Origin of the sequence: Geobacillus sp., from assembly GCF_017515625.1 — a bacterium.
Taxonomy (GTDB): Bacteria; Bacillota; Bacilli; order Bacillales; family Anoxybacillaceae; genus Geobacillus; species Geobacillus stearothermophilus.
On record NZ_JAFWFM010000152.1, the window covers coordinates 21,386 to 42,995 of the forward strand.

The following is a 21,610-nucleotide window of genomic DNA, read 5'->3' on the forward strand; positions in this document are numbered from 1 at the left end:
TTTTTATTTGTACTTTAAGTCGCAGGTGAACATGCTTTGGAACAGTTACTAGGTAAGGAGTGGGCGATCACTCCGGCTGGCGGTGCAACAGGGGATGCGTATTTTGCGGAATATGAGGGAAAGAAGCTGTTTTTGAAACGGAATTCTTCCCCGTTTCTTGCCGTGCTGTCTGCCGAGGGCATCGTCCCGAAGCTCGTATGGACGAAACGGCTGGAAAACGGCGATGTGTTTACGGCTCAGCAATGGCTGAACGGGCGGGAACTGAAGCCGCATGAAATGAAGAGCAGGCAGGTGGCGGCGCTGCTGAAGAAAATTCACGGCTCGAAAGAACTCGTGACGATGCTTCAGCGGCTTGGCAAAACGCCGCTGCACCCTAAGGCGATGTTCGCTGCGCTCGCTGAGCAGCAGAGGCGCCATCCGCTCGGTTCGGCGGCCGTTTCCGAAGCGCTCGGCTGGCTTGAGCTGCGCGTCCCGCTCCTGCCGGCTGATCAATATGTCGTTTGCCACTGTGACATCAATCATAACAATTGGCTGCTTGCCGATGACGGCACGTTGTACTTGATCGATTGGGATGGGGCGGTCATTGCGGATCCGGCCATTGACATCGGCACACTGCTTCATCTATACATTCCACGCGCCGAATGGGAAGCGTGGCTGCGCGAGTATGGGTTGGCGTGGACGGAGGAGCTTGGCCTCCGCCTGAAGTGGTATACGATCGCCCATACGCTTTACTCGCTGTTTTGGCCGAAGGGAAAGGACTGGAAAAAAGAAAAGGAGCAGTCGCTCCAGTTTTTGCACCGTGTGTTGTCCGACCCGCTTTGACGTGCACCGAAGCGGCAGCGCAAAGCGCGGCGGTTTGGCGCCGCCCCCTGTTCAGGAGAGCTCGTTCACCCAGTCGGCGAGCTGGCTTTGATGAGCGGAAATGTGGGCGCTTAAATCGGCGCTGTATTTTCCGTCTTGGCCGTAGGCGTAAATGTTCGGAAGAATTTGCTTGACATGGGCGTTCACTTCGCTATTGGCAAGCAGCGACTTTACAAGCCGCTCAATTTGTTCACATTCGGAGACGGTTCCGCAGCAATCAAGTTGATGTTCGGATAAAATATCGCGGAGCACGGTCAATTGGTCGTTATGGTCGAGCGTCATGTCGATCACCATCCTTCAAGCAAAGCTGTACGTTGTTAATATGCCCGGGCGCAGCAGCGTTTATGCCCGAGCGTTTGCTTCTTTGGGCGCGACTATGATATCGTCAAACTGACAAATTCAACGAGGCAGAGGTGTCCGTATGCGTTTGCGCAACAAACCGTGGGCGAAAGACAAAATCGCCGCTTATCCGCATTACGTCATTCCCGACCCGGAAGCGAGGCGTGGGCGATGGCGCGAACTGTTCGGCAACGAGCGGCCGATCCATATTGAAATCGGCACGGGGAAAGGGAAATTTATCACCGAAATGGCGAAGCTTCATCCCGATCTCAATTTCATTGGCATCGAGCTGTATCCGAGCGTGCTCGTATCAGCGCTTGACAAGCTGATTGAGAGCGAGCTGCCGAACGTGCGGCTGCTCAATGCCAATGCGAAAGACCTCGGCACATTTTTTGCCGACGGGGAAGTCTCCCGCATTTATTTGAATTTTTCCGATCCGTGGCCAAAAAAGCGGCACGAGAAGCGGCGGCTTACATATCGGGATTTTTTGGCGCTTTATGAACGCATTTTAACGGAAGACGGCGACATTCATTTGAAAACGGACAACCAGTCGTTTTTTGAATACTCGCTCGTCAGCTTGTCGCAATACGGCTTTGTGCTCGCGGCGGTTCAGCTCGATTTGCATCGGAGCGATGTCGAAGGCAATGTGATGACCGAATACGAGGAGAAGTTTTCCGCTAAAGGCAACCGCATTTACCGCTGCGAGGCGGTGCGCCCGCGGCGGGCGTAGCCGCAAACGGAAGAGCCCCAACAGGCGGGGCTCTTTTTTGTTTTACGAAAAGCCGACAGGGGCGGACGCTGCGCTGCCGCGACCAAGAGGGCACGATGCCGGCCCAGTCTGCGAACTTCAAAGCGGATGAGCGTTTCCGGCCTTACAAAAAAAGGCAGTGTCCCAAAAGGATCGGGACACCCCCTTTCGTTTTTATATATACACCGATCGCTTCTTCCGCGCTATATTTTGTGTCTATCCTGAAGACAGACAGCCTTTTGGGTCAGCCCCGCTCAAACGGAAACATGTTGCACCACACCGATTTTCATCCCGTTTTTGGTCATCGATATGATCGTCGGCTCAAACAGAAAAATGTTGAACCGCACCGGTTCGCCCACGGAACACCGCCGTTTTCCCCATCGGTTTAGAACGGAACGGCGGGGCGATTTTTTTCTTTCTCGATTATGAAGAAAATGGTACACTAAGGAAGGGGGAGATGGACATGGAACAGCTGAAAATCGGGCAAATCACCTTGACGTGGCTGAACGGAGGCGTCACTCACCTGGACGGCGGGGCGATGTTTGGCGTCGTTCCGAAGCCGCTTTGGTCGAAAAAGTATCCGCCAAACGACAACAACCAGATTGAGCTGCGCACCGACCCGATTTTGGTTGAAGCGGGCGGCAAGCGGCTGCTCATTGAGTCCGGCATCGGCAACGGCAAGCTGACCGACAAACAAAAGCGCAACTTCGGCGTCACCGAAGAATCGTCGCTCGATGAATCGCTTGCCGCGCTTGGGCTTGCGCGCTGCGACATTGACATTGTCATCATGACGCATCTTCATTTTGACCATGCGTGCGGCTTGACAGTGTGGGAAGACGGGCGGCTCGTGTCGGCGTTTCCGCGGGCGGCGGTCATCGTGTCGGATGTTGAGTGGGATGAGATGCGAAACCCGAACATTCGTTCGAGAAATACGTATTGGAAAGAAAACTGGGAACCGATCGCCGAACAAGTCGTTCCGTTTGCGAAAGAGACCGAAGTCGTTCCGGGAATCCGCCTTATACATACCGTCGGCCACAGCGCCGGCCATGCGATCGTGGTGATCGAATCAGACGGGGAGATGGCGATTCATCTTGGCGATTTGCTCGGGACGCACGCCCATCAAAACGTGCTTTGGGTGATGGCGTACGACGACTACCCGATGGATTCCATTTTTGCCAAACAGCGATGGATCCCGTACGGCATGGAGCGAAACGCCTGGTTTACGTTTTACCACGACGCTTATTACCGGGCGGTGAAATGGCAGGCGGACGGCGCGATCGCCGCAGCGGTGAAGCGGAACCGGCCGTCGCTATAACGGTTTGGCCTCGATGACCGCGCCGGTGTAGGCGTTGACGAAAAATTCCGCGTCCCCGTCATCGCGGCAAACGCCGCCGCGGTAAACAGTGTACGTCAACCCGTTTTTCTCATACTGCTCCGGCGCAACTTGAATCCATGAACCGCGAATGGGGAGCGGTCCGCCGAGCGCGCGTTTCGCCATCGCGAGCGCTTGTTCCGGCGCGAGAAGCGTCGGCTTTGCGGCGGCGCGGACGGCGCAGATGGCGGCGGCGCCCACTGCGGCGCCAACGATCCATTTTTTCCAAGCCATGCGTTCGGTCCTCCTTTTGCCTTGATACGGTTTAGTATAGCCGATTTTGGCGAAATAGGTAAGCAGAACGGGAAAAGGAACTGAAAACAGAAAGGAAGATAGGCGATGAATGAAGAAACGCTCCAATTGTTTCAGACGTTGACCGAGCTGCCGGGGGCGCCGGGCTATGAACATCCGGTGCGCCAGTTTATGCGCCAAGAGCTGGCGAAGTATGCCGACGAAGTGGTGCAAGACCGGCTCGGCAGCGTTTTCGGCGTCAAGCGCGGCGACGAAACCGGCCCGACGGTGATGGTCGCCGGTCATATGGATGAGGTCGGGTTTATGGTGACGGCGATCACCGACAACGGCATGATCCGCTTTCAAACGCTCGGCGGCTGGTGGAACCAAGTGCTGCTCGCCCAGCGCGTGCAAATTATTACGGACAACGGGCCGGTCATCGGCGTCATCGGCTCGATTCCGCCGCACCTGCTTGATGAAGAGCAGCGCAATAAGCCGATGGACCTGAAAAACATGCTCATTGACATCGGTGCGGAAAGCCGCGACGACGCGGAGCGAATCGGCATTCGCCCCGGCCAGCCGATCGTGCCGGTCAGCCCGTTTACGCCGTTGGCGAACGGGAAGACGGTGATGGCGAAGGCGTGGGACAACCGGTTTGGCTGCGGGTTGGCGATTGAACTGCTGAAAGAGCTCCAAGGCGCTGCGCTGCCGAACGTCCTGTACGCCGGCGCGACTGTGCAGGAAGAAGTCGGGCTGCGCGGGGCGCAGACGGCGGCCACGATGATCAATCCGGACATCTTCTTCGCCCTTGAGGCGAGCCCGGCGAACGATATGACCGGCGACAAGCAGGCGTTTGGCCATATCGGGAAAGGAGCGCTCGTCCGTCTGTACGACCGGACGATGGTCACGCACCGCGGCATGCGCGAATTTGTGCTCGATACGGCCGAGTCGCTTGATGTGCCGTACCAATTTTTCATTTCCTCGGGCGGGGGGACAGACGCCGGGCGAGTCCATGTCGCCAACCGCGGCGTGCCATCGGCGGTGATCGGCATTTGCGCCCGCTACATTCATACGCATGCGGCGATCATTCATGTCGACGATTATGCGGCGGCGAAAGCACTCATCGTCGAGCTCGTGAAACGGTGCGACCGGGCGACGGTTGAGGCGATCCGCCAAAACAGCTAGGCAAAGAGAAACGAACGGCAGAGCGGAACAAAGGGAGGGGGAGAAGCGGCAGCTTCTCCTTTTCCATGCGAAGGAGGGCCAATGATGAAAACTGTTGCGATCGGAACGAAAAACGAAGCGAAAGTTGCCGCCGTCCGCGCGGTGTTCGCCGCGCCGTCGTGGCGCCTTGTACCGCTGGACGTGCCCTCCGGCGTCTCCGTCCAGCCGCTGTCCGATGAAGAAACGCGGCTTGGGGCGATGAACCGCGCCAAACGGGCGCTGGACGCGGCAGGAGCGGAGATCGGCATCGGGTTGGAAGGCGGCGTGATGCGGATCGACGGGCAATGGTGGCTGTGCAATTGGGGGGCGTTGGCCGACCGAAGCGGCCTTGTTCTCACCGCAGCGGGTGCGCGCCTTGCCCTGCCGCCGGAGATCGGCGCCGGACTTGAAGCAGGAAGAGAACTCGGCGAGGTGATGGAGGAATATACGGGGCGGCGGAACATTCGCGCAAATGAAGGGGCGGTTGGCGTGCTGACGAACGGGCGCATCAAGCGTGCGGCGATGTTTTCCCACATCGTCGAGCTACTGGCCGGCCACTATGAGTTTTTTTGCCAAAATGGACCGTTCACGGTATGATAAAAGGGAGCGGCTGACGACGCTATTATGCTAAGGAGGCAAACGAATGGACAGCCGGCAAATGTACGAGACGATTAAGAAGCGTCTAGGCGGCCATCCGCACTGGACGTTTCGCTTTGACGCCAAGCAGGATGCGATGCGCATCGAGGATGAACGCACGAAAAAAGGCGTGACGATTTCGCTTCCCGGCGTGATCGCCAAGTGGCACGATCAAAAAGATGAAGCGGTGCGCGAAATCGTCTATTACGTGGAACAAACGCTGAAAACGATGGAAGAAGCGGCGGCGCTTTCCGGCAACGAGCGGAACATTTACCCGGTCATTCGCTCGACATCGTTTCCGACGGAGACGAAAGAAGGCGTGCCGCTTGTGCACGATGGCCATACGACGGAAACGCGCATTTATTATGCGCTTGATTTAGGCAAAACGTACCGCTTGATCGATGAACAAATGCTGAAAGCGGAGCGGTGGAGCGCCGAGCGGGTGAAGGAAATCGCCCGTTTCAACGTCCGGTCGTTGCCGACGCCGGTGAAAGAAGACCGCGTGGCGGACAACGTGTTTTATTTTGTCAACACGAACGACGGCTATGATGCGAGCCGGTTGTTGAACGAGGCATTTTTGGCGGAAATGGAAGCGCGCATCGAAGGGACGATGGCGTTGGCCGTCCCGCATCAAGATGTGCTCATTATCGCCGATTTGCGCAACGAGGTCGGCTACGACGTTCTAGCGCAAATGACGATGAGTTTTTTTGCCGGCGGCCGCGTGCCGATTACCGCCTTATCCTTTTTGTACGAAAACGGAGAGTTAGAACCTATTTTTATTTTAGGAAAAAAACGGAGAACGTAAGGTGCAAGGAGGAATCAACCGATGAATGTATTTTACAATCGCGAAGGAATCGGCGATGTATTACTTGTGTCGCTGAAGCCGATTCCTGCCGAAGAGCGGGCGTTTGTGAAACGAGGCGACGTCGTTCGCATTTTTTCGGAGCGGAGCGGAGAGACGGTCGGTTACAACATTTTTTCCGCTTCTTCATACCATCCGTTTTCCGGCAACGGCCCGCTCGATGTCGATGAAGAACTCGTTGGCGTCATCAATGACATTTTGGCGAAAAACGGTTTTGACGAACCGATCGAGGCTGATTTGTCGCCGAAGTTTGTCGTCGGATATGTGAAAGAAAAAACGAAGCATCCGAACGCCGACAAACTGAGCGTCTGCCAAGTCGATGTCGGCGGTGAAGTGCTGCAAATCGTCTGTGGGGCGCCGAACGTCGCCGCCGGGCAGAAAGTCGTCGTCGCCAAAATCGGCGCCGTCATGCCGAGCGGCCTTGTCATTCAGGAAAGCGAGCTGCGCGGCGTCCGGTCATCCGGCATGATTTGTTCGGCGCGCGAACTCGGGCTGCCGAACGCCCCGCAAGAAAAAGGGATTCTTGTGCTCTCCGACGAGTACGAAGTCGGCCAGCCGTTCGTGTTTTGACCGTCCCGGCGGCGTTTTTGCCGACAATGAATGAGATAGAAAGAGTGAAACGGCCGATGAAATTTTGGAAACGATGGCTTCGCATGTTCGCGGAGGAAGAAGAGAAGGAACAGCCGCCCATTCCTCAACCGGAGCGTGCAGAGGCGAAAGTGGTGTACCAATACCCGCAAGGCCGCTTTCGGTTTCCGCTCATTCCCGACGATCAGCCGCGGGAGGAACAGAAACAGCCGCAGCGGTTGGTAGACGGGGGAAGAACGCGGCCGGCCTCTGGCCGCCCGTCAGACAGCCTGGCGCGGGAAACGGCGGAAAAACGCCCGTTCCGCCCGTCCGATGTGCCGTCGCCGGTATTTGGGTATCAAAGACAGGGCGGCGAACAGCGGGGGGCAAAACGAACGCCGGTTTCCGACTTTAAACCGGAGCAAAGCCGTTCCGCCTCTTTGGCGCCGCCCGAACAGGAAGAGAGCAGCAAAGCGACCGTCCCACCGGATGAACAAGCCGCCGTTGCGGCCGGGAGCGAAACGGCAGCAGAGACTATGGCCAAGGCCGCGGAAGAAGGGGCGCCGCGATCGGATGAGCGGCAGCACGATCAGCAGGAAAGGGGCGCCGGGCAAGAGGAAGAGGAGCGGTCCGTCTTTGGCGCCGGTCCGCGGCTTGAAGAGGCGATTGAGAATGAAACGGTGGCGGAGAAGATCACCAAGGTGCTAGAAGAAGGAGCGCCGCGACCGGATGAGGGGCAACGCGGCCATGGGGCGGAGAAAGGCGCCGGACGGGAAGAAGAAGCGCGGCTGTCTTCTCCCCGTCTCGGACGGGCGCGCATCCCGTACAATGTGATGATGCTAAAGGAAGACCGGCGCAAGCTCGAGGAACGCTCGCGCCGGGACGGCTATTCGCTGCCGCCGTCTGCGTTGCTTGAGTCGCCCGGGGAGGCGGCGTCTGCTGACGAACAGTGGATTCGCGAACAATGCGCCCGCCTCGACCGGACGTTTGCGAGCTTCCATATCGGAGCGAAGGTCGTTGGGGCAACGCAAGGGCCGACGGTGACGCAGTTTGAAGTGCAGCCCGATTTGGGCGTGAAAGTAAGCAAAATTACGAGCTTGACGGACGACATTAAACTGAGTTTGGCAGCGAAAGACATTCGGATTGAAGCTCCGATTCCCGGAAAGCGGACGATCGGCATTGAAGTGCCGAACCCATCGAGCCGTCCGGTGCGGCTGCGGGAGATTTTAGACGACCGCGCCTTCCGCGAGCGCCGCTCTCCGCTCACTGTCGCCCTTGGTCTTGACATCAGCGGCGCGCCGGTCGTGACCGATATCCGCAACATGCCCCATGGTCTCATTGCCGGGGCGACCGGGTCAGGCAAAAGCGTCTGCATGAACGCTATGCTTGTCAGCATGTTGTACAAAGCCGCCCCGCATGAGGTGAAGTGGCTGCTGATTGATCCAAAAATGGTGGAGCTTGCCCCGTACAACGGCTTGCCGCATTTGCTCAGCCCGGTCATCACCGAAGCAAAAGCGGCCGCCGGGGCGCTCAAGTGGGCGGTCGGCGAAATGGAGCGGCGGTACGAGCTGTTTGTCCATGCCGGCGTGCGCGATCTTGAAAAATACAATGACCGTCTGCGTGCAAGCGGAGGAAGTGAGGCGCCGTTGCCGTACATCGTCATCGTCATCGACGAACTGGCTGATTTGATGATGGCCGCCCCGGTCGATGTCGAGGAATCGATTTGCCGCTTGGCGCAAAAGGCGCGGGCGTGCGGCATTCACTTGTTGATCGCCACGCAACGGCCGTCGGTTGACGTCATCACCGGCTTGATCAAGGCGAACATTCCGACGCGCATCGCCTTTTCTGTTTCTTCCCAAGTCGACTCGCGCACGATTTTGGATGTGAACGGCGCCGAGCGGCTGCTTGGGCGCGGCGATATGCTTTTTTTGGAAAACGGGTCAGCCAAGCCGGTGCGGTTGCAAGGCTGCTTCATTTCCGATGAAGAAATTGAGCGGGTCACCGCCCACGTGAAAGCGCAGCAAGCCCCTTCGTACATGTTCAGTCCGGACGAGTTCCGGCAAGCGGCGGCGTTCGGCGAGGAAGACGACGAGCTGTTTGACGAAGCATGCCGGTTTGTCATCGCCCAGGGAGGGGCGTCAACGTCAAGTTTGCAGCGTCATTTCCGCATCGGCTACAACCGCGCCGCCCGGCTCATCGAGATGATGGAGCATCATGGGCTCATCTCGGAAGCGCGCGGCAGCAAACCGCGCGATGTGCTGATGAGCGAGGAAGAGTGGGCGCGCTGGCGCGGGGAGCACGGCGGGCGCTCTGCCAACGGCGTTGCTTCCGGGCGGTAGTGTTTTGCCGCCGGCCGTGCTATAATGGGGAAATGAAACCGCTGGCGCGGCGGCATGAAGCAAATGGCAAAACTAGACGAATATCATATACTGTTCTACAGAGAGAAGATGGCTGGAGGGCTTAGCGATGACAGTTTACCATTTTGTTGGCATCAAAGGCACGGGAATGAGCGCGCTTGCACAAGTGCTTCATGATCTCGGTTATACAGTGCAAGGGTCGGATGTAGAAAAGTGGTTTTTTACGCAAAAGGCGCTCGAGGAACGGGGCATCCCGGTTTTGCCTTTTTCCAAAGACAATATCCGCCCAGGTTATACGGTCATTGCCGGCAACGCCTTTTCCGATACGCATGAGGAAATCGAAGCGGCCCGTCAACTCGGCGTCCCTGTCATTCGATACCACCGCTTTTTGGGCGAGCTGGCGGGGAAATTCACAAGCATCGCGGTGACCGGCTCACATGGAAAGACGACGACGACGGGCTTGCTCGCTCACGTGATGAAAGGGGCGCACCCTACGTCATATTTAATTGGGGACGGAACGGGAAGAGGGGAGCCGGGGAGCAAATACTTTGTGTTTGAGGCGTGCGAGTACCGCCGGCATTTTCTGTCCTATTTTCCCGATTATGCAATCATGACGAACATTGACTTCGACCACCCCGACTATTTTGCCAATATTGACGACGTCTTTTCCGCCTTCCAACAAATGGCGGAACAAGTGAACAAGGCGATTGTCGCCTGCGGGGATGATCCGTATTTGCCGAATCTCCAGGCGAAAGTGCCGATTTTGTTTTACGGGCTTAGCGACGAAAACGATTTTCAGGCGCGCAATATTGTCAAGACGACCGAAGGGACGGCGTTTGACGTGTTCGTGCGCAACACGTTTTTTGCCTCTTTTTCCATCCCGCGCTTTGGTACCCATAACGTGCTGAATGCGCTCGCGGTCATCGCCCTTTGCCACTATGAAGGCATTGACGCCGGCACGATCGCCGCCCGGCTGCAGACGTTCCAAGGGGTGAAACGCCGCTTCAGCGAAAAAACGGTCGGGCGCCAGGTGTTGATTGACGATTATGCGCATCATCCGCGCGAAGTTACCGCCACATTGGAGGCGGCAAGGCAAAAATATCCGGGACGCGAGGTCGTCGCCATTTTCCAGCCGCACACGTATACGCGAACGCAGACGTTTTTGCGCGAGTTTGCCGAAAGTTTAAAGCAGGCCGACCACGTCTATTTATGCGATATTTTCGGCTCGGCGCGCGAACGCGAGGGCAAGCTGTCCATCCGCGATTTGCAGGCGCAAATTCCGCGCTCGCAGCTGCTTGAAGAAGACAACGTCGCAGTGTTGAAGCAGCATCCGGATGCAGTGTTGGTGTTTATGGGAGCCGGCGATATTCAAAAATTTCAACGGGCGTACGAACAGGCCGTTCTGTCCGCGTAGCGGCCGGCCGGGAAGCGGGCTGTGACCAAAACAGCCCGTTTTTCGTTGGGCGGCAGGAATCGAATGAGACGGCGGTGAACGTTTAAAGGCGGAGGCAAACGGGTACAAACGGGATGAGGCGGTCCGGACGGCAAGGAGGGAAACGAAGTGGAGTGGCTTTTGTACGCGAGCGCTGCGGTGGCGGCGGCGGCGTTTTTGCTGCTTGTCGTGTACATCGCGAGGACGCTCGTCGTCCTGCAGGAAACGCTGCGCCGGCTGACGGCGGCGGTGGGCCATACGGAGGAGCAAGTGCAAGCGGTGGCCCGCGAAGTCACCGAGCTTTTGCATACGGCGAACGACATCGCCGGCGATGTGCAAAAGAAGGTGGAAAAGCTGAATAGCGCCGTCGAAGCCGTCAGTGAAGTCGGCGACGCCGTCCGCTCGTTCAACCGCGCCCTTCAGCAGACAGCCGCGGCGCTGTCGGCTCGAGCGGGCGGCGGGCGGAAAAAATGGCGCAAAACGTTGCGATGGGCAAATGTTTTGCTCGATCTAAGGGAAAAATGGAGGGAAAGGGAACGATTGCGTGAACAGGAGGGAATGCAAAATGGCGAAAAATAACGGCGGATTTTTGCTTGGGACGCTTGTCGGCGGCATCGCCGGCGCGGCGGCGGCCATGTTTTTAACAAGTGAGAAAGGACGGCAATGGCTCGCGGAATGGAGCAGCAGCGAAACGTGGGAGCCGGTGAAAACGACGGCGGCGGAATGGTTGGAAACAGCGAAAGAGAAAACGAAGGAAATCGCCGAGTTCATCCCGCTGAAAACAGCTGAGGCCCCGTCCGAAGGCGAAGAGGCAAAGACCGGTGCTGAAAAAGCGACGATCCCGATTCCGCCATCCGCTGAGCCGGCCGACCGCGAGACGCTGCAAAAGCTGTTTGAGGAAGCGGAAGCGGCGCTCGATGACGCCGAGCAAACGATGGGACACCGAAGCGGAATGGAGTGAGCAGAACGTGGGAATGGAGAAACTGGAAACCGTCGAACAGTTTGAACGCGTCAAGAAGGAAACGAACCGCTTTTTGTTCGTCAAACATAGCCTAACATGCCCGATCAGCCGAGCGGCGTTCGGCGAATGTGAAAAGTTCGCCGCCGATCACCCGGAGCTCGCGGTATATTGCCTGTACGTTCAAGAAGCGCGGCTGCTCTCGAACTACATCGCCGAGACGACCGGCGTTAAGCACGAATCGCCGCAGGCGCTTTTGTTTGAAAACGGCAAAGTCGTCTGGCACGCGTCCCATTGGGCTATTACGTACGATGCGCTGAGAACGAACATAGCCACCGCCTAGCCGCCTGTCCGCGCGACAGGCGGTTTGTTCTCCTTTTAAACTTTACCACTTAAAAGCGTTTAATCAAAAAAGCATTTTTTTCGTGACAACCGATAAGTCATCGATTATAATAAAGACTAATTACAAAACTTCGATCTTCAAAACGGGGAAGCGCCCCGAACGCAGCCGGCCGGCGGCCGCTATGGGGCGGAAACGATGCATGAAAATGGGCGAAAGGATGAGAGAAGCATGAGCAACGAACGGTTGGAGGAGCTGCGGGCAAGGGTCGATGAGATTAACCTGCAATTGTTGAAGCTGATCAACGAACGGGGGCGGCTCGTTCAAGAAATCGGCAAGATCAAAGAAGCGCAAGGAACGCACCGCTACGACCCGGTGCGCGAGCGGAAAATGCTCGACCTCATTTCCGAGCATAACGACGGTCCGTTCGAAACGTCGACGCTGCAGCACATTTTCAAGGAAATTTTCAAAGCGGCGCTCGAATTGCAAGAAGATGACCATCGGAAAGCGCTGCTTGTCTCGCGGAAAAAGCATCCAGAAAACACGATCGTCGAGGTGAAAGGAGAGCGGATCGGCGACGGCAAACAATATTTTGTCATGGGCCCGTGTGCGGTGGAAAGCTACGAGCAAGTGGCTGCGGTCGCCGAAGCGGTGAAAAAACAAGGCATCAAGATGCTGCGCGGCGGTGCGTACAAACCGCGCACGTCGCCGTACGATTTCCAAGGGCTCGGCGTGGAAGGACTGAAAATTTTGAAACGGATCGCCGATGAGTTTGATTTGGCGGTCATCAGTGAAATCGTCACGCCGGCGGACATTGAAATCGCCTTGGACTATATTGACGTCATCCAAATCGGCGCCCGCAACATGCAAAACTTTGAGCTGCTTAAGGCAGCCGGCCAAGTGAATAAGCCGATTTTGCTGAAGCGCGGCTTGGCGGCGACGATCGAAGAATTCATCAACGCCGCTGAGTACATCATGTCGCAAGGAAACGGGCAGATCATTTTGTGCGAGCGCGGCATACGTACGTACGAGCGGGCGACGCGCAACACGCTCGACATTTCGGCTGTGCCGATTTTGAAGAAAGAAACGCACTTGCCGGTGTTCGTCGATGTCACCCACTCAACGGGGCGGCGCGATCTGCTCATCCCGTGCGCCAAAGCGGCCTTGGCGATCGGCGCCGACGGCGTCATGGCCGAAGTGCATCCGGACCCGGCCGTCGCCTTGTCCGATTCCGCCCAGCAAATGGACATCGCCCAATTCAACGAGTTTATGGAAGAAGTGCGCGCCTTCCAGCGCCAGTTCGTCCAAGCGTAAAGGGCAAAGGGCGGTGTGTCGGCGAAAGAAGACGTCCCATTGTGTTGGGGCGTCTTTTGTTTTTGGGGCAGTGCGAAGCAGGCTGTGGTCGAGGCGGGAAATGGAGGCCGGTTGGGTTGGCGGCATGATAGGGCAACCGAATCGCGCTGTCTGGCGGATTCCTGTTTGCGCTGATGGCCGTTGGCGCCCAGCACAAAAACACGGGGAAACGGCGGGCTTCCTTTTCATGCAATGGCGTGGTTTCGGGAAAACTATCGGTGAACGGTTTGTGAACAAACCGGCAAAAATGGTTGCGATTTCGTTGCGAGTTGGCGATAATGTATCGTATGATAGTTGTACATACATTCGGAATTTGACCGGTTGAGTGAAAAGGAGTGAAAGGAATGACCGTAACGATTTATGATGTGGCGCGGGAGGCGAACGTCTCGATGGCGACTGTTTCGCGTGTCGTGAACGGCAACCCGAACGTCAAGCCGTCGACACGAAAAAAAGTGTTGGAAGCGATCGAGCGGCTCGGCTACCGCCCGAATGCAGTGGCGCGGGGGTTGGCGAGCAAAAAAACGACGACGGTCGGGGTGATCATCCCGGATATTTCGAACATTTTCTTCGCCGAACTGGCGCGCGGCATCGAAGACATTGCAACGATGTACAAATACAACATTATTTTAAGCAACTCCGACCAAAACAAAGAAAAAGAGCTGCATTTGCTCAACACGTTGCTCGCCAAGCAAGTGGACGGCCTGTTGTTTATGGGCGGGACCATCACCGAAGAGCACGTCGCCGAATTTCAAAAATCATCGGTGCCGATCGTGCTGGAGGCGACGGTCGGGCCGGAGGAGATTCCATCGGTTAACATCGATTATGAGCAGGCGGCGTTTGAAGCGGTGACGTATTTGCTGGAAAAAGGAAACCGCCGTGTGGCGTATGTGACCGGTCCGACCGACGATCCGATCAACCAGCGGAAGTTGGCTGGCTACCGGCGCGCGTTGGAAGAGCGCGGGGTGCCATATGACGAAGAGTTGGTCGTTGAGGGCGACAATTCATACGACTCCGGCTTGGAAGCGTATGAGAAAATCGCGGAGCTTGCCGAACGACCGACGGCGGTGTTTGCCGGCACGGACGAAATGGCGCTCGGCATCATCCACAGCGCCCAAGACTATCACGTGCGCGTGCCGGAAGAGGTGGAAGTTGTCGGTTTTGACAACACAAGGCTTGCGACGATGGTGCGGCCGCGGCTGACGACCGTCGTGCAGCCGATGTACGACATCGGAGCGGTAGCGATGCGGTTACTGACGAAGTACATGAACAAGGAGAAAGTTGACAACCATATCGTCGTCTTGCCGCACCGGCTTGAAGTGCGGGAATCGACGAAATAGGAGCGAGGCTGATCCGAAAACGCGGAGCGTTTTCGGATCAGCCTTTTTCGCGTTTCCTCTGAACGCGCCTGCCGAGGCGCTCTCGTTTGCGTTTCCCATGCGCCGCCAACAGGCACGAACCGGCTCGATGGCGCCCATAAAAAGCAGCCCCCTTCGCCTATTGTTTCTGAATTTGGAGGGCGGTTCGGCCGGCCGGTCACCGTGCCGGCCGCTGGCTGCGGATGAAATACAACGCTTTTTCCACCGTCTGGGCATTTTTTTCGCTGATCTCTGCTTTGCGCGGAATCGGGGGATACAAGTCATCCGGGTCGTCCCACTCAAGCGGAAGCGCGAAGGGTGAAAGCGGTTGCTAACGTTCGCGCCGCTCATCTGGCAGCGGGCCGGACACATCGGCTTGTCCTGTCATCTCGAGCCAAAGGAGCGCCCATGCCCGCGGCACGACGCGCCAGATGTCATAGCCGCCGACGACGACGGCGATCCAGCGTCCGCCGCAATATTCATGTGCGATTTCGTGCGCGAGCTTCGGAATGGCGCGGTACGTTTTCATCGTCACCGACAAATGGGTGAGCGGATCGTAATAGTGGGCGTCGACGCCGTTTTGCGTCACGATGACATCCGGGCGGAAAAAGTCGGTGATTTCCCGAAGCGCGGTCGTATAGGCGGCGATCCATGATTCGTCTTCCGTGAACGCATCAACGGGAATGTTGAACGAATAGCCGTAGCCTGCGCCTAAGCCGCGCTCGTTGACATTTCCGGTCCCTGGGAACAAATAGCGCCCCGTTTCATGAATGGAAAACGTGCAAACGTTCGGATCGTCGTAAAACGCCCATTGCACTCCGTCTCCATGGTGGGCGTCCGTGTCGACGTACAACACGCGCAGTCCGTATTTCTCCCGGATGTATTGAATGGCGACCGCGCTGTCGTTGTAGACGCAAAAGCCGGACGCTTTGCCGCGGAAGCCGTGGTGCAGACCGCCTCCAAGGTTGAGCGCATGCCCGGCCGCTCCGGAAAGAACCGCGTCGACGGCGGTGAGGGTGCTGCCGACCAAAAGAGCGCTCGATTCGTGCATGTTGGGGAAAATCGGTGTATCCTCGGTGCCAAGGCCGTAGTTTTGCGCCGCCGCTTCCGATATAAATAAAAATGGCGACGGCTGGCGCGATTTTATGCAAATAGTCGATCGGATGGCGGGATCGAATTCTCATATACGTCCGAACAGCCGGGATGTTGAACGATTGCTGCAAGACATAGCGCACCGTGACGAGCCCGTGCGTTTTTCCGTCCGCGTTTTTCGGTGTATACGAACCGATCGAAAGCGACAAGTCGGGAATGATCGTCGCCGGCTGGATGACGCCCATCTCCATCGCCGGCGTGTATACTAAGAGCGGTTTCATCGTTGACCCGTTGGACCGGTGCGCCTGGGTGGCGTGGTTCAACTGCTCGCGCCCATAATCGAGGCCGCCGACGAAGCTGATGATTTTTCCCGTTTTGTTTTCGATGAGCATCGCCCTGACTTCGACCGGTTGGCGATGGAGGTCATTTTTCCTGTTTTCTTGTCTTTGGTGTAATACACATTGTCGCTTCCGTAATACGGGTAGCGGGCGGCGATGCGCTGCATTTGTTCATAAATCTTTTTGTCGATCGTCGTATAACATTGTGGAATTTTGCTGATTTTTCGCCGTTTGTGCGAAAAGCGTTAGGGTTGACAGCGAGCGCATCGCTATGGTAATAATAATGTATATATTTCATATGAGAAAGCGATGATGGGAACAAGTAGCGGCTGCCTCCCTGGTGCAGAGAGCTGGCGGACGGTGCGAGCCAGTCCACAGGCAGGCGTGAATTACCTCCCTGAGCAGCGATGGCGAACGTTTTTGGCACCTAGTAGCCATCCGCCGGCCGGCGCCGTTATCCAAATGAGTGAGAAAGCACCATGCTTTCTAAGTAGGGTGGTACCGCGACGAACACTCGCCCCTTCATCACGGGCGGGTGTTTTCTTTTGCATGACATTTATAAAGAGGTGAAGGACATGGATTTGCTTGCGGAATTGCAATGGCGCGGGCTCGTCAACCAAACGACGGATGAAGACGGGTTGCGCAAACTGTTAAATGAGGAGCGGGTGACGCTCTACTGCGGGTTTGACCCGACGGCGGACAGTTTGCATATCGGCCACTTGGCCACCATTTTGACGATGCGCCGCTTCCAGCAGGCGGGGCACCGGCCGATCGCTCTAGTCGGCGGAGCGACGGGGTTGATCGGCGACCCGAGCGGGAAAAAAAGCGAGCGCACGCTCAATGCCAAAGAAACCGTCGAGGCATGGAGCGCGCGTATTAAAGAACAGCTCGGCCGCTTTTTAGATTTTGAAGCGGACGGCAATCCGGCGAAAATCAAAAACAACTACGACTGGATCGGGCCGCTGGATGTCATTACGTTTTTGCGCGACGTCGGCAAGCATTTCAGCGTCAACTACATGATGGCGAAAGAGTCGGTTCAATCGCGCATCGAGACGGGCATTTCATTTACCGAGTTCAGCTATATGATGCTGCAGGCATACGATTTTCTCCGCCTGTACGAGACGGAAGGATGCCGCCTGCAAATCGGCGGGAGCGACCAATGGGGCAACATCACGGCAGGGCTTGAGCTTATTCGCAAAACGAAAGGCGAGGCGCGGGCGTTTGGCTTGACGATCCCGCTTGTGACGAAAGCGGACGGCACGAAATTCGGGAAAACGGAAAGCGGCACGATTTGGCTCGACAAAGAGAAAACGTCGCCGTACGAGTTTTACCAGTTTTGGATCAACACCGATGACCGCGATGTGATCCGTTACTTGAAGTATTTTACGTTCCTGTCGAAAGAGGAAATCGAAGCGCTTGAACAAGAGCTTCGTGAGGCCCCAGAGAAGCGGGCGGCCCAAAAGACGCTTGCTGAGGAAGTGACAAAGCTCGTGCACGGCGAAGAGGCGCTCAGGCAAGCGATTCGCATTTCTGAAGCGCTCTTTAGCGGCGACATTGCCAATTTGACAGCGGCGGAAATTGAGCAAGGGTTCAAAGATGTACCGTCATTCGTTCATGAAGGAGGCGACGTTCCGCTTGTCGAGCTGCTCGTTTCTGCCGGCATTTCGCCATCGAAGCGACAAGCGCGCGAAGACATCCAAAACGGCGCCATTTACGTCAACGGCGAGCGCCTTCAAGACGTCGGAGCCATATTAACGGCTGAACACCGCCTTGAGGGGCGGTTTACGGTCATCCGCCGCGGGAAGAAAAAGTATTATTTGATTCGCTACGCCTAAGAAAAAAGATCCGAAATGCTGATGCATTTCGGATCTTTTTTGCGCCTTAACGCGAGTAGAACTCGACGATGAGCGCTTCGTTGATTTCCGCCGGCAGTTCGGAACGCTCCGGCAAGCGGGTGTACGTCCCTTCCATTTTTTCCGGATCAAACGACAAGTAATCTGGAATGTAGTTGTTCGCTTCGAGCGCTTCTTTAATCACTTGCAAGTTGCGCGATTTTTCGCGAACGGCGATCGTTTGTCCCGGTTTGACGCGGTACGACGGGATGTTGACGCGGCTGCCGTCGACCAAAATGTGGCCGTGCGTCACGAGCTGGCGGGCTTGACGGCGCGTGCGGGCCAACCCTAAGCGATAGACGAGGTTGTCTAGGCGCGATTCTAACAAAATCATGAAGTTTTCGCCGTGTTTGCCCGGCATTTTGCCTGCTTCTTCAAACGTTTTGCGGAATTGGCGTTCGTTCACGCCGTACATATGGCGCAGCTTTTGTTTTTCTTGCAGCTGCAAGCCATATTCCGACAATTTCCGCCGTTGCCCCGGACCGTGTTGGCCAGGCGGATACGGACGTTTTTGCAATTCTTTCCCCGTGCCGCTCAACGAGATGCCAAGGCGGCGGGAAATTTTCCACATTGGGCCAGTATAACGAGCCATTCGTTGCTCCTCCTTACGCTTTTATTCCCGTAAAATAAAAGCAGATGTGCGCCACCAATTATGGCCATTTTGTTTTCATGCATCCTCGCTCTCGCAGCTAAGAGTTACACGATGCACCTCGGCGGGTCGAGGAACAAAATGAACCATAAAAGTGGGCACAAAGGCTGCTATATTTTACACAAAGGCTATTATATGATTTTTAGAGGATAAAGTCAACATTTTGTTTCCCTTCTTCTCTATTTGTATGATATAATAAAAAATGCAATTTTTAGAAAAATTGTCATCCCATTCTCTTATTTGGAATGATGATGCCGGTTTGGGTGGAAAAGGCGATGAACAAGGAAGAAATGAAGCGGTATGAATCATTTAAACAAAAATTTTTCCACTGGTTTTTAGCGTTTCAGGACGATAGGCCGTTTTCGGCGGCGGCGGGCGAGTTGCTCGCGCTGCTAAAAGAAGAGCTGGCGCTCGAGCAAGCCGTTTTTTATTTGTACGACCCGGTGCGGGCTGCCTTTTATCCGGAAGCGGCCGCGGTTGGGACGCCGGACGCTAGGCCGATCGCGGCTGATGGAGAGCGGAAAGTCGCTGTTGTCGATGCCGGTGGGCCGCATATGGCGGCCCGGCTCTTTTTCATGCTTTCCGATGAGACACCGGCGATGGTCGAGCTCGTGTATCGAAAAGATGGCGGTTTTGACGAGCGGTTGTTGTGGGAGATCCGGACGGATTTGGCGCGATTGTTTCGGAAACTTAGCGCGGTGCTGCAAGGAGAGGGCGAAGAGAAACGGTATGGACAGCTGCATCACTTTGCCGCAAAAATTCATTCCTCGATGCATATCGATGTTGTGCTTGAAGAAATTATCCGCACGCTGCAAAACGTCTATCCATCATTCACCTACCACCTTCTGTTGTCGCATGACAACCATCTGCGCGGAAATTTGCCGATTAAAACGCTTGTATTGGATGAAAGGGAAAAACAGACGGCGGCGTTGCGGGCGTTTTTGACTGGACAAGTGCAATGCGAGGAGATGGAGGCGCCGCCGCGCTCGGTGCTGTACGCCCCGATTAAAGGGGTGCAGGCGGTGTATGGGGTGATTGAAATGATCGCCCCATACGCTGCGCCATTTCCAAAACGAGAGATTCATTTTATTTCGCTGCTGGCGAGCACGGCTGGAAGTGCGCTTGAGAACGCCAAGTTGTATGAACAGTCGCGCCGGCTTGTCGCCGATTTGCAGCTGATCAACGACACAATGCGCCAATTGAACGCCCGGCCGCGGCTTCATGAAGCCATTGAGTACATGGTATCGCAAATCCAACAATCGTTCGGCGCGGATGAAGTCGGTTTTTTCTTGTTTGCCGACGGCAAGCGGGAGCTTTTGCCAGGCAGCACGCCGTTTTTTTTCGACCATCGGTCCGAGCCCTATATCGAATGGGTGGAAAAGCGGCGCCAAAGCGGAAATGACATTTTATTTGCCGGTGATGTATGCGTGTCCGCTTTCGGTTCGTTTCGTTCCATCATGGCGGCGCCGATGCAGCAAAACAAGGAAACGAAGGGACTGTGCATTGCGCTCGCCAGCGAGCCATACCGATTTACGTTTGAGATGTTTAAGCTCTTGGAATCCCTCGTTCAACATTCAACGCTGGCGTTTATGAACGCGATGCTGCGCGAAGAGCTCGAGAAGATAGTAGTCACTGATTATTTGACAAAGCTGCATACGCGCCGTTACTTGGACGAGGTGATCCAAACATCCATGGGATCCGATGCATCCGGGGCGCTCATTTTGTTTGACATTGACAACTTTAAGCAAATCAACGATGTGTACGGCCATCAAACGGGCGATAGGGTGCTCGTCCAAGTGGCTGAGACGGTGTGCGCCAACATTCGCGATGGCGATGTGGCGGCGCGTTGGGGCGGGGAAGAGCTGGCGGTGTATTTGCCGAAAGTGCCGCTGTCTGACGCCATTTCGATTGCCCGCCGCATCACAGAAAAAGTCAGAGAACAAACGATTCCGACGGTGACCGTTTCGTGCGGTGTGTCATGGTGGGAGCGCCAAGGCTGCGAGGATGCAAAACAGCTGTTCAAACGAGCCGACGCCGCGCTTTATATGGCAAAAGAGACAGGAAAAAACTGCATTTTTGTGCACGATGACGGTCATTTGTATAAGGTGTAAAAAAAAGGAATCCGAGCAAGCGGATTCCTTCTTCGCGCTTGGTGCGCTTTTTTCGTCAGGCGGAAATGAGCACGCTGGCAAACTGCTCCAAGTAGCGGCGGTCGATGTCATCGAAGCGGTTTTTCACCGGGCTGTCGATGTCAAGAACGCCGATGACGCGGTCGTCTTTGATGAGTGGCACGACGATTTCCGATTGAGACGCCGCATCGCAGGCGATATGGCCCGGGAATTGGTGAACGTCTGGAACGACCACCGTCCGCCGTTTGGCGGCCGCCGTGCCGCACACTCCTTTGCCGAACGGAATGCGCACGCATGCCGGCAAGCCTTGGAACGGGCCAAGCACAAGCTCCTCGCCGTCTGCGAGGTAAAAACCGACCCAATTGATGTCGGTGAAAAACTGGTTGAGCAAGGCGGCTGCGTTCGCCAAGTTGGCGATGAAGTTGGGTTCCCCGGAAATGAGCGATTTCAGCTGTTCGATGACGAGCGCGTAATTTTCTTCGCGTGTTCCGTTGTAAGCCATGGGACGAAACATAGAACTAGCCTCCTTTTTCATCATGGTTGGAGCAGGACTCTGGCCTCAACATCCAGCAGGATGCAAGCAGGGAAATGGCTGATTCGCCTATTTTATGACGGCTGCGGGCGGTTGTCAACCGAAAGCGCCTCGCGGAGTCAGTCAAGACTTTGTGGAGAACATTTTTTCGGTTCACTACGGGCGTTGTAAATCACTAGTTAGCGAACCATTTTCAGGAATTGATATCGTAAGCGCTTTCGGGCTCTCATCCCTCATCTTGAAGTGATGATATTGTATTCCATTTTTTTACACCCAACCACCATCCCGGAGCGCCGACAACGCTTGATGGATCGGCGTCCCGGATGACCGCTGCAGACACGGTAGATTCTGACGCACCACATCT

Annotated in this window: 21 protein-coding genes, 2 pseudogenes and 1 other annotated feature; of the genes and pseudogenes, 16 read left to right on the forward strand and 7 right to left on the reverse strand. The window is 56.0% G+C overall.

The annotated features are described in order from the left end of the window. Positions 1-36 precede the first annotated feature (36 nt). Positions 37-822 (forward strand): phosphotransferase family protein, encoded by a 786-nt coding sequence (locus IKE44_RS09125; protein WP_055358936.1) that lies wholly within the window; start codon positions 37-39, stop codon positions 820-822. A 51-nt stretch (positions 823-873) separates the two neighbouring features. On the opposite strand, the gene IKE44_RS09130 is transcribed toward IKE44_RS09125, so the two are convergent. Continuing rightward, a complete protein-coding gene (locus tag IKE44_RS09130) occupies positions 874-1,143 on the reverse strand; it encodes a YtzH-like family protein (RefSeq protein WP_055358935.1) in 270 nt (89 codons plus the stop codon). Positions 1,144-1,282: 139 nt separating this feature from the next. Here IKE44_RS09130 and trmB point away from each other — a divergent pair, with 139 nt between their 5' ends. Both trmB and IKE44_RS09140 read left to right on the forward strand, forming a co-directional pair. Next, positions 1,283-1,930 carry a tRNA (guanosine(46)-N7)-methyltransferase TrmB gene (gene trmB, locus IKE44_RS09135; RefSeq protein ID WP_033009793.1) on the forward strand — a complete coding sequence of 216 codons (648 nt, stop codon included), beginning with the start codon at positions 1,283-1,285 and terminating at the stop codon, positions 1,928-1,930. 481 nt (positions 1,931-2,411) lie between these two features. Continuing rightward, a complete protein-coding gene (locus IKE44_RS09140) occupies positions 2,412-3,263 on the forward strand; it encodes a YtnP family quorum-quenching lactonase (RefSeq protein WP_232854519.1) in 852 nt (283 codons plus the stop codon). On the opposite strand, the gene IKE44_RS09145 is transcribed toward IKE44_RS09140, so the two are convergent. After that, the gene (locus IKE44_RS09145) at positions 3,258-3,554 is read right to left on the reverse strand and encodes a PepSY domain-containing protein (RefSeq protein WP_049625016.1); all 297 of its coding nucleotides are present in this window, start codon (positions 3,552-3,554) and stop codon (positions 3,258-3,260) included. The genes IKE44_RS09140 and IKE44_RS09145 overlap by 6 nt on opposite strands. A 105-nt stretch (positions 3,555-3,659) precedes the next feature. Here IKE44_RS09145 and IKE44_RS09150 point away from each other — a divergent pair, with 105 nt between their 5' ends. From IKE44_RS09150 to ccpA, 11 genes are all read left to right on the forward strand, one after another. Then, positions 3,660-4,736, forward strand: coding sequence for a M42 family metallopeptidase (locus tag IKE44_RS09150; protein ID WP_049626115.1), 1,077 nt, complete (start codon positions 3,660-3,662; stop codon positions 4,734-4,736). 84 nt (positions 4,737-4,820) lie between these two features. Then, a complete protein-coding gene (locus IKE44_RS09155) occupies positions 4,821-5,351 on the forward strand; it encodes a DUF84 family protein (protein ID WP_033014511.1) in 531 nt (176 codons plus the stop codon). 46 nt (positions 5,352-5,397) lie between these two features. After that, positions 5,398-6,195 (forward strand): DUF1444 domain-containing protein, encoded by a 798-nt coding sequence (locus tag IKE44_RS09160; protein WP_049625014.1) that lies wholly within the window; start codon positions 5,398-5,400, stop codon positions 6,193-6,195. 21 nt (positions 6,196-6,216) lie between these two features. Further along, a complete protein-coding gene (gene ytpR / locus IKE44_RS09165; RefSeq protein ID WP_033014508.1) occupies positions 6,217-6,822 on the forward strand; it encodes a YtpR family tRNA-binding protein in 606 nt (201 codons plus the stop codon). A 56-nt stretch (positions 6,823-6,878) separates the two neighbouring features. Continuing rightward, positions 6,879-9,158, forward strand: a complete 2,280-nt coding sequence (locus IKE44_RS09170) for a DNA translocase FtsK (protein WP_287465705.1) — start codon at positions 6,879-6,881, stop codon at positions 9,156-9,158. 127 nt (positions 9,159-9,285) lie between these two features. After that, complete coding sequence (murC, locus tag IKE44_RS09175; RefSeq protein ID WP_033014506.1) at positions 9,286-10,590, forward strand: UDP-N-acetylmuramate--L-alanine ligase; 1,305 nt, start codon at positions 9,286-9,288, stop codon at positions 10,588-10,590. Between the two features lie 147 nt (positions 10,591-10,737). After that, positions 10,738-11,187, forward strand: coding sequence for a DUF948 domain-containing protein (locus tag IKE44_RS09180; protein ID WP_033014504.1), 450 nt, complete (start codon positions 10,738-10,740; stop codon positions 11,185-11,187). Further along, positions 11,174-11,569, forward strand: coding sequence for a hypothetical protein (locus tag IKE44_RS09185; protein ID WP_033014503.1), 396 nt, complete (start codon positions 11,174-11,176; stop codon positions 11,567-11,569). The genes IKE44_RS09180 and IKE44_RS09185 overlap by 14 nt, the downstream gene beginning before the upstream one ends. A gap of 7 nt (positions 11,570-11,576) precedes the next feature. Continuing rightward, entirely contained in the window at positions 11,577-11,909 is a 333-nt protein-coding gene (ytxJ, locus tag IKE44_RS09190) for a bacillithiol system redox-active protein YtxJ (RefSeq protein WP_033014501.1), read from the forward strand. A 228-nt stretch (positions 11,910-12,137) separates the two neighbouring features. Further along, complete coding sequence (locus tag IKE44_RS09195) at positions 12,138-13,220, forward strand: bifunctional 3-deoxy-7-phosphoheptulonate synthase/chorismate mutase (RefSeq protein ID WP_033014585.1); 1,083 nt, start codon at positions 12,138-12,140, stop codon at positions 13,218-13,220. 383 nt (positions 13,221-13,603) lie between these two features. Beyond that, complete coding sequence (gene ccpA / locus IKE44_RS09200; protein WP_287465700.1) at positions 13,604-14,596, forward strand: catabolite control protein A; 993 nt, start codon at positions 13,604-13,606, stop codon at positions 14,594-14,596. Between the two features lie 196 nt (positions 14,597-14,792). Here the strand turns inward: ccpA and IKE44_RS09205 are convergent. Then, a pseudogene (locus IKE44_RS09205) lies at positions 14,793-15,728 on the reverse strand (acetoin utilization protein AcuC); the annotation flags it as partial. 25 nt (positions 15,729-15,753) lie between these two features. After that, a pseudogene (locus IKE44_RS09210) lies at positions 15,754-16,244 on the reverse strand (penicillin-binding transpeptidase domain-containing protein); the annotation flags it as partial. Positions 16,245-16,344: 100 nt separating this feature from the next. Beyond that, positions 16,345-16,569 (forward strand) — a binding site (T-box leader). A gap of 50 nt (positions 16,570-16,619) precedes the next feature. Between IKE44_RS09210 and tyrS the strand changes: the two are divergent. Further along, on the forward strand, positions 16,620-17,879 hold the full coding sequence (gene tyrS, locus IKE44_RS09215) for a tyrosine--tRNA ligase (RefSeq protein WP_033014498.1): 1,260 nt from the start codon (positions 16,620-16,622) through the stop codon (positions 17,877-17,879). A gap of 46 nt (positions 17,880-17,925) precedes the next feature. Here the strand turns inward: tyrS and rpsD are convergent, their stop codons facing one another. Beyond that, entirely contained in the window at positions 17,926-18,528 is a 603-nt protein-coding gene (gene rpsD / locus IKE44_RS09220; protein ID WP_033014494.1) for a 30S ribosomal protein S4, read from the reverse strand. A gap of 332 nt (positions 18,529-18,860) precedes the next feature. Between rpsD and IKE44_RS09225 the strand changes: the two genes are divergently transcribed. Beyond that, entirely contained in the window at positions 18,861-20,696 is a 1,836-nt protein-coding gene (locus IKE44_RS09225; RefSeq protein WP_033014584.1) for a sensor domain-containing diguanylate cyclase, read from the forward strand. 55 nt (positions 20,697-20,751) lie between these two features. On the opposite strand, the gene IKE44_RS09230 is transcribed toward IKE44_RS09225, so the two are convergent. Together IKE44_RS09230 and IKE44_RS09235 are read right to left on the reverse strand one after the other, a co-directional pair. Then, complete coding sequence (locus IKE44_RS09230; protein ID WP_011232274.1) at positions 20,752-21,228, reverse strand: GAF domain-containing protein; 477 nt, start codon at positions 21,226-21,228, stop codon at positions 20,752-20,754. A 285-nt stretch (positions 21,229-21,513) separates the two neighbouring features. Then, positions 21,514-21,610: UPF0236 family protein (locus IKE44_RS09235; protein ID WP_287465653.1), on the reverse strand; the 97-nt coding region annotated here is incomplete at its 5' end.

Coding starts and splice junctions, on each gene's coding strand:
- IKE44_RS09130 (WP_055358935.1), bottom strand. CDS start 1,143: ATGACGCTCGACCATAACGACCAATTGACCGTGCTCCGCGATATTTTA.
- trmB (WP_033009793.1), top strand. CDS start 1,283: ATGCGTTTGCGCAACAAACCGTGGGCGAAAGACAAAATCGCCGCTTAT.
- IKE44_RS09140 (WP_232854519.1), top strand. CDS start 2,412: ATGGAACAGCTGAAAATCGGGCAAATCACCTTGACGTGGCTGAACGGA.
- IKE44_RS09145 (WP_049625016.1), bottom strand. CDS start 3,554: ATGGCTTGGAAAAAATGGATCGTTGGCGCCGCAGTGGGCGCCGCCGCC.
- IKE44_RS09150 (WP_049626115.1), top strand. CDS start 3,660: ATGAATGAAGAAACGCTCCAATTGTTTCAGACGTTGACCGAGCTGCCG.
- IKE44_RS09155 (WP_033014511.1), top strand. CDS start 4,821: ATGAAAACTGTTGCGATCGGAACGAAAAACGAAGCGAAAGTTGCCGCC.
- IKE44_RS09160 (WP_049625014.1), top strand. CDS start 5,398: ATGGACAGCCGGCAAATGTACGAGACGATTAAGAAGCGTCTAGGCGGC.
- ytpR (WP_033014508.1), top strand. CDS start 6,217: ATGAATGTATTTTACAATCGCGAAGGAATCGGCGATGTATTACTTGTG.
- IKE44_RS09170 (WP_287465705.1), top strand. CDS start 6,879: ATGAAATTTTGGAAACGATGGCTTCGCATGTTCGCGGAGGAAGAAGAG.
- murC (WP_033014506.1), top strand. CDS start 9,286: ATGACAGTTTACCATTTTGTTGGCATCAAAGGCACGGGAATGAGCGCG.
- IKE44_RS09185 (WP_033014503.1), top strand. CDS start 11,174: ATGGCGAAAAATAACGGCGGATTTTTGCTTGGGACGCTTGTCGGCGGC.
- IKE44_RS09195 (WP_033014585.1), top strand. CDS start 12,138: ATGAGCAACGAACGGTTGGAGGAGCTGCGGGCAAGGGTCGATGAGATT.
- ccpA (WP_287465700.1), top strand. CDS start 13,604: ATGACCGTAACGATTTATGATGTGGCGCGGGAGGCGAACGTCTCGATG.
- tyrS (WP_033014498.1), top strand. CDS start 16,620: ATGGATTTGCTTGCGGAATTGCAATGGCGCGGGCTCGTCAACCAAACG.
- rpsD (WP_033014494.1), bottom strand. CDS start 18,528: ATGGCTCGTTATACTGGCCCAATGTGGAAAATTTCCCGCCGCCTTGGC.
- IKE44_RS09225 (WP_033014584.1), top strand. CDS start 18,861: ATGAACAAGGAAGAAATGAAGCGGTATGAATCATTTAAACAAAAATTT.
- IKE44_RS09230 (WP_011232274.1), bottom strand. CDS start 21,228: ATGTTTCGTCCCATGGCTTACAACGGAACACGCGAAGAAAATTACGCG.